The following is a 6462-nucleotide window of genomic DNA, read 5'->3' on the forward strand; positions in this document are numbered from 1 at the left end:
CCCTGTTTCTCGGCGCTTCTCGGCGTTTCTCGGTGTTTCTCAGTGCTTCTCGGTGTCTCGGTATCGCCTACACCGACGCGCGCTTCTCCGGCGCCTCGTCCGGGGCCGGGCTCAGCTCGTCCGCCGCCGGGTCCATGTCGCGGGGGGAGGGGACGTCGCCGGGGGCGCGGGCCGCCATCCGGGCGCGGCGCTCGTCGGCCTTGCCGCACAGCGCGAGCGCGGCGGCGTTGAAGCGGGTCAGCGAGGGCGGGTCCGAGGGGCCCAGCAGCTCCACCTTCAGCTCGGCGCGGGCCGTGGCGAGGCGGTCCTTGGCCGGGTTGCGCACGGCCTCCAGGAGCGCCGGTACGCCCTCGGCCTGCGGGGTGAGGATGGTGGCTGCGCTGACGGTCGGGAAGCCCGCGACGAACTCGTCCTCCGGCATGCCGCTGGTGTTGGCCACCGCGTACGGCTTCTCGCTGCTCAGGTAGTCCGAGACGACGCTGGACACGTCGCTGATGAGCAGGTCGGACTCGTTGAAGCAGGTGTAGAGGGCGGGCCGCGCGGCGGTGATGACCTGGTGCTCCCAGGCCGGCAGCGAGGCCCAGTAGGCGGCCTCCCAGGCGGCGGTGGCCGCCTCCACGGTCGCGGCGCGGCCGGGCTCGGGGGCGCCCTGGAGCATCATCCGCTCCACTTCATCCACGCTCTCCCGGAAGGTGCTGGTGGTCAGCCGGTCCAGCTCGGCGGTGCGGCGGGCCAGTTCGGCGGCGGCCTCGGGGCCGGGGCGGGCGCCGGAGCGCTTGGCGGCGGCCTCGCGGACCATGGCCATGATGCGTTCGTTGGCGCGGCCGGCCCGGGGGTCGACGGAGCCGGTCATCGGGTGCGGCTTGTAGAGCAGGCGGACCTTGGGGTCGGCGAGGAGCTGCCGGACGATGTTCTCGCCCGCGAGGATCACCGAGGTGTTGCCGGGGTTGCCGTCCCAGCCCTCCCAGGTCGGCGCGTACAGCACGGTGGTGAACTCGCCCTCGGGCGCGCCCGCGTACGGCCGGATGGGGGCCAGCTGCGGGCGGCCGACCTCGACGACGTCCTTGTCCTCGACGCCGATGTCGGCGAGCTGGTAGCGCTCGCGGGCGGCGGGGCCGGCGACCCAGACCTCGTCGTACGCCTTGGAGTACGGGTTGCAGCTGGAGAGCTTGTCGCTCTCGCCGTGGTTGGTGAACGCGTGCTTGATCGAGGGCATGCGCAGCACCTGTGAGGTCTTACCGGAGTTGGCCGGGTGCAGCATCATCTTGATCGACGATTCCTCCAGGGCCATCAGGTGGACGACCTTGGGGATGCAGATGATCGGCACGTCGGTGGCCTCGATCTTCTGCACCATGAAGCGCTCGCGGAGCACGATGACCGGGTTGCCGTCCAGCTCGACGAGGGTGGAGAGCCACATGTTCGCCTGGTACGCGGACGAGGTGCCGCCGGAGAAGTACATACCGACGGTGGGCTGGTACGCGGCCAGCCACTTGTCCAGCCAGGCCAGCGCCTGCTGTTCGACGGCGATGCGCTTCTTGGGCAGCAGCCAGGTGGCGAGGTAGGCCGTGCCGCCGATGGCGAAGACCAGGGCGACGCCGAGGCCGATCTCGCCCCACAGGGCGTTGCCGGTGGCGGCGGTGGTGAGCAGGCCGACGCTGGCGGGCGCCGTGAAGCGCAGCAGCCGGCGGCCCTGCTGACGGGCCAGCAGCCGCGGCGGGGCGGCGGACAGGCGCAGCCCGGACGCGTCGACGTTGCGCGTCAGGAACGGCAGCGTACGGGTCCGGCGGACCGCCACCGCGGCGGCCTGGCACGCGAAGTGCGCGCAGTAGAAGAGCAGCAGGCCGATGAAGAGCGGCGCGTGCTCGGTCGTCGGGTCGATGTTGTGGACGCGCAGCAGCCCGACCATGATCAGCATGTCGCGCAGCAGCTGCCGGACCGTCACATCGAGACGGATCTTGCTCAGCAGCGAGAGCAGACCGGGATCGCGGTGCTGGAGGACGAGGTCGAGCACGAGCCCCGCTGCCGAGGCGGCGACGAAGAGCGGCACATTGGGCAGCAGCGCCCCGATGAGCTGGGCGGCGAAGAACACGAGCATCGCGAGCAGCGCCGCGAGCGCTGCGGCTCGGCGGGAGGCTGTTCCGGCAGAAGGCACTGGGCGGGCTCCTGGCAGCAAGGACTGGAGGATTGAGGAAGACCGGTTCTGGGAAGGGTCGACCACTGACCGTATGTCGAGCGTTGGCCCAGTAGCAATCTGCCGTGATGTGAATCACCCGAAAAAGGACTATTCACCTGCGCTCTGCGGGATATGCTCCGCCCTCGCGCCACGCCTCCCGCAAGCGGCCGTCCCGTCCGTCCGTGAACAGCGGCCCCGCCCGTCCGGGGAGCGAAACGTCCCGGCGCGCCCGCCGGTACCTGCCGTAGATTGGCGAATCGGACAAGAACAAGCAGGACCAGCCAAGAACGGCATCGGCGAGCACAGGGGTTGTACGCGCGTGGCACAGGCGAGACAGGACGTGACGGACGCCCGCAGGGTCGTGGTCAAGGTGGGCTCCTCCTCGCTCACCACCGCGGCCGGCGGGCTCGACGCCGACCGGGTCGACGCGCTCGTCGACGTCCTCGCCAAGGTCCGCGGGCCGCGGCCGCGGGAGATAGTCCTGGTCTCCTCCGGCGCCATCGCCGCCGGCCTCGCGCCGCTCGGCCTCGACCGGCGCCCCCGCGACCTAGCCCGCCAGCAGGCCGCCGCAAGCGTCGGCCAGGGCCTGCTCATCGCCCGCTACACGGCCTCCTTCGCGCGCTACGGCCGCCGCGTCGGCCAGGTGCTGCTGACCTCCGACGACACCAGCCGCCGCGCCCACTACCGCAACGCCTACCGGACCCTGGACCAGCTGCTGGCCATGGGGACCGTACCGATCGTCAACGAGAACGACACCGTCGCGACGGACGAGATCCGCTTCGGCGACAACGACCGCCTCGCCGCGCTCGTCGCCCACCTCGTCCGCGCCGACCTGCTGATTCTCCTCTCCGACGTCGACGGCCTCTACGACGGCGACCCCAGCACCCCCGGCACCGCCCGGATCGCGGAGGTCACCGGCCCGGCGGACCTCGACGGCATCACCATCGGCAGCGCGGGCAAGGCCGGGGTGGGCACCGGCGGCATGGTCACCAAGGTCGAGGCTGCCCGGATCGCCGCCGCCGCGGGCATCCCCGTCGTCCTGACCTCCGCCAGCCAGGCCGCCGACGCGCTGGCCGGACGGCCCACCGGCACGTACTTCCACCGCACCGGACGGCGCTCCGCCGACCGCCTGCTGTGGCTCGCGCACGCCTCCGCGCCGCGCGGCGCGCTCACGCTCGACGACGGCGCCGTACGGGCCGTGCTGGAGCGGCACGGCTCGCTGCTGCCCGCCGGGATCGAGGCGGTCGAGGGGGAGTTCTCGGCGGGGGACCCGGTCGAGCTGCGGGACGGCGCCGGGCGCGCGGTGGCGCGCGGCCTCGTCAATTTCGACGCCAAGGAGATCCCGCAGCTGATCGGCCGCTCCACCAGGGACCTGGCGCGCGAGCTCGGACCGGCGTACGAGCGCGAGGTCGTGCACCGCGACGATCTGGTCGTGCTCAGCACCTGAGCACCTGAGCGGCTGAGCGGCTGAGCGGCTGGGCGGCTGGGCGGCTGGGCGGCTGGGCGGCTGAGCACCTGAGCGCGTATGCGCCTGATCGGGCTTCGGGCCGTTCGCGGGTGTCGCGGCCGGGAGGGGAGAAGTCCGGCCTTCCACCAGTCTTTGTACGGACACCTTCGGCAAAACCGCCACGCGGCCGCCCCCGGACTGGTCAACTTTGAAGAACGGGGCCGCCTTGGGCAGCGGCCCGTCCGCAACGGACATGCTGCGAGCAGCAGCGGGAAACAGCACGGAACGGCTCCGCCGCACGCGCGCGGAGCAGCGATCAACAGGAGGCCGCCGGTGAGACGAGGGCGCCCGGGCGCGCTGCCCCGAGGGACGGCGGAGCGCGCACTGACCAGCGTCGGGACAGGCGAGGAGGCACAGGCGCCGGGTGGGGGCGGCGCCACGGAGACGAGGCCCGAACCACAGCCGCGGGGCGCCGATGAGTCGCGGCTGTGGCATGTCACGCTCAGCGTCTCGGGCGCCGAGGCGCCCCTGAAGGAGGTCCGGCGGGCGCTCGAACAGCTCGCGCACGACCACCCCTTTCTGCTGACCAGCCGCTACGCCAACGACCACGCGGAGATCCGCTACTGGGAAGAGGCCAGGGACCTCCACGACGCGGCGGCGGTCGCGCTCCGGCTCTGGGGCGAGCACCGCTCGACGGCCCGGCTCCCGCCGTGGGAGATCGTCGGCCTGGAGGTCATCGACCGCGAGACCTACCACCAGCGCATCGCGGAGGGCTACGGACCGCCGCCGGCCTCTCCGGTGGGCGTGCACCCCTACTGAGGGGACGCGGCTGTTCTGAAGGGGTGCGGTGCCGGGGCCTGCCGTATACGGCCCCGCGCCGCCGCCCCGCTCGCGGCCGTGGCGTGATCGCTGTCTCGTAGTGCGGGATATGCGCCATAAGGGGTGGGACCGGGCCGCGCGCTCAGTAGGCTGCCGTCATGAGCAGTGTCTTCCCCTCGCCCCTGGCCGACCCCATGCCGCAGTCCCCGGTGCTGCGCGCCGCCTACCGCGCCCGCGCCGCGGCCGCCGACCTCGCGCCACTGCCGCGGTCGGTCAAGGACGAGGCGCTGCTGGCCATGGCCGACGCCCTGGAGGTCCGTACGAAGGACGTCGTCGCGGCCAACGCGGAGGACGTCGAGCGCGCGCGGGCCGCCGGCACCGCCGAGTCCGTCGTCGACCGGCTGACTCTGACCCCCGAGCGGGTCCGCGCCATCGCCAAGGACGTACGGGACGTGGTGGCCCTGCCCGACCCGGTCGGCGAGGTGGTGCGCGGCTCCACGCTGCCGGGCGGCATCGATCTGCGCCAGGTCCGGGTCCCGCTCGGCGTCGTCGGGATCATCTACGAGGCCCGGCCGAACGTGACCGTGGACGCCGCGGCCCTCTGCCTCAAGTCCGGCAACGCGGTGCTGCTGCGCGGCTCGTCCTCCGCGTCCGCCTCCAACGCCGCCCTCGTGAAGGTCCTGCGCGACGCCGTGGGCGGCTCCGGGCTGCCCGCGGACGCCGTGCAGCTGGTGCCGGGGGAGAGCCGGGAGTCCGTACGGGAGCTGATGCGCGCCCGCGGCATGGTGGACGTGCTGATCCCGCGCGGCGGGGCCTCGCTGATCCGTACGGTCGTCGAGGAGTCCACGGTCCCGGTCATCGAGACCGGCACCGGCAACTGCCATGTGTACGTGGACGCCGAGGCCGACCTCGACATGGCCGTCGACATCCTCGTCAACTCCAAGGCACAGCGCCCGAGCGTCTGCAACGCCGCCGAGACGCTGCTCGTGCACCAGGACATCGCCGCCGAGTTCCTGCCGCGCGCGCTGGCCGCGCTGGCCGAGGCGGGCGTCACCGTGCACGGCGACGAGCGGGTGCTGGAGCTGGCCGAGGGGTCCCCGGCGACGGTGGTCGAGGCGACCTTCGAGGACTGGGAGACCGAGTATCTCTCGTACGACATCGCCGCCGCCGTCGTGGAGTCGCTGGACGCGGCCGTCCACCACATCCGGCTCTGGTCCTCCGGCCACACCGAGGCCATCGTCACCTCCTCGCAGTCCGCCGCCCGCCGCTTCACCCGGCTTGTGGACTCGGCGGCGGTCGCGGTCAACGCGTCCACCCGCTTCACGGACGGCGGCCAGTTCGGCTTCGGCGCGGAGATCGGCATCTCGACGCAGAAGCTGCACGCGCGCGGGCCGATGGGGCTGCCGGAGCTGACGTCGACGAAGTACATCGTGACGGGGGACGGGCACACGCGCTGAGGCTCGGTCCCCGTGCCTCCGGGCCCCGCCCCCGCAGGTGTCAATCGCCGTACTCCCTGCCCAAATCGACGTCTCCGGGGCTACGCTTAAGACGTGCCGGACGACGCGGGGGGCAGGCCGTTCCCGGACGGCGAAGAGCCCGAAAGCCAGGAACACGGCCATGGGGACGCGGAAGACCCGTTCGCCTCCGTGGTACTCGACGAGGATTTCGTACGGTCCGCCAAGATCCACGAGCCGAGCGCGGCCGAGCGGATGCTCGCGGCGGCGCAGTCCCGCCGCGCGCTCTCCGCGCCCGGCGACGAGGACGCGTACGACGAGGCGCACGACGACGGCCGCGGCGGGTTCCGCCCCGGCGCGGGCCATGACGCGGACGCCCGCGACCTCGACCCGGATGACGCCTACGGCCCGTACGGACGCTACGGCAGTGTGCGCCGCCCCTACCGCGGCCACGCCCGCTGGCACCGCCCGGTGGCCTGGGCGCTCGCCGTGCTGATGGGCATCGGCGTCGTCGCCCTCGCCTTCACCGCGGTCTTCCGCGGCGCCTCCTCCAGCAGCCGGCAGGGCCC

The 6462-nt window shown here is 72.9% G+C and carries 5 protein-coding genes; 4 read left to right on the top strand and 1 reads right to left on the bottom strand.

Features of this window, described 5'->3' with window-relative positions; all coding sequences use genetic code 11:
- Window positions 1-67: 67 nt before the first annotated feature.
- Window positions 68-2152 carry a hypothetical protein gene (locus ACFU99_RS28665; RefSeq protein WP_384397465.1) on the bottom strand — a complete coding sequence of 695 codons (2085 nt, stop codon included), beginning with the start codon at window positions 2150-2152 and terminating at the stop codon, window positions 68-70.
- Between the two features lie 361 nt (window positions 2153-2513).
- Between ACFU99_RS28665 and proB the strand changes: the two genes are divergently transcribed.
- The 4 genes from proB to ACFU99_RS28685 all read left to right on the top strand — a co-directional run.
- The gene (proB, locus tag ACFU99_RS28670) at window positions 2514-3620 is read left to right on the top strand and encodes a glutamate 5-kinase (protein ID WP_384397476.1); all 1107 of its coding nucleotides are present in this window, start codon (window positions 2514-2516) and stop codon (window positions 3618-3620) included.
- 333 nt (window positions 3621-3953) lie between these two features.
- Window positions 3954-4439, top strand: coding sequence for a hypothetical protein (locus ACFU99_RS28675; RefSeq protein WP_384397468.1), 486 nt, complete (start codon window positions 3954-3956; stop codon window positions 4437-4439).
- 158 nt (window positions 4440-4597) lie between these two features.
- The gene (locus tag ACFU99_RS28680; RefSeq protein ID WP_384397471.1) at window positions 4598-5896 is read left to right on the top strand and encodes a glutamate-5-semialdehyde dehydrogenase; all 1299 of its coding nucleotides are present in this window, start codon (window positions 4598-4600) and stop codon (window positions 5894-5896) included.
- A gap of 93 nt (window positions 5897-5989) precedes the next feature.
- Window positions 5990-6462, top strand: a 473-nt coding sequence (locus ACFU99_RS28685) for a hypothetical protein (protein ID WP_384397473.1), incomplete at its 3' end; no start/stop codon positions are given.

The sequence above is a fragment of the Streptomyces sp. NPDC057654 genome, assembly GCF_042800135.1.
GTDB lineage: Bacteria > Actinomycetota > Actinomycetes > Streptomycetales > Streptomycetaceae > Streptomyces.

Bases quoted from the DNA above. Each gene is read 5' to 3' on its own strand.
- ACFU99_RS28680 (WP_384397471.1), top strand. From the start codon at position 4,598: ATGAGCAGTGTCTTCCCCTCGCCCCTGGCCGACCCCATGCCGCAGTCC.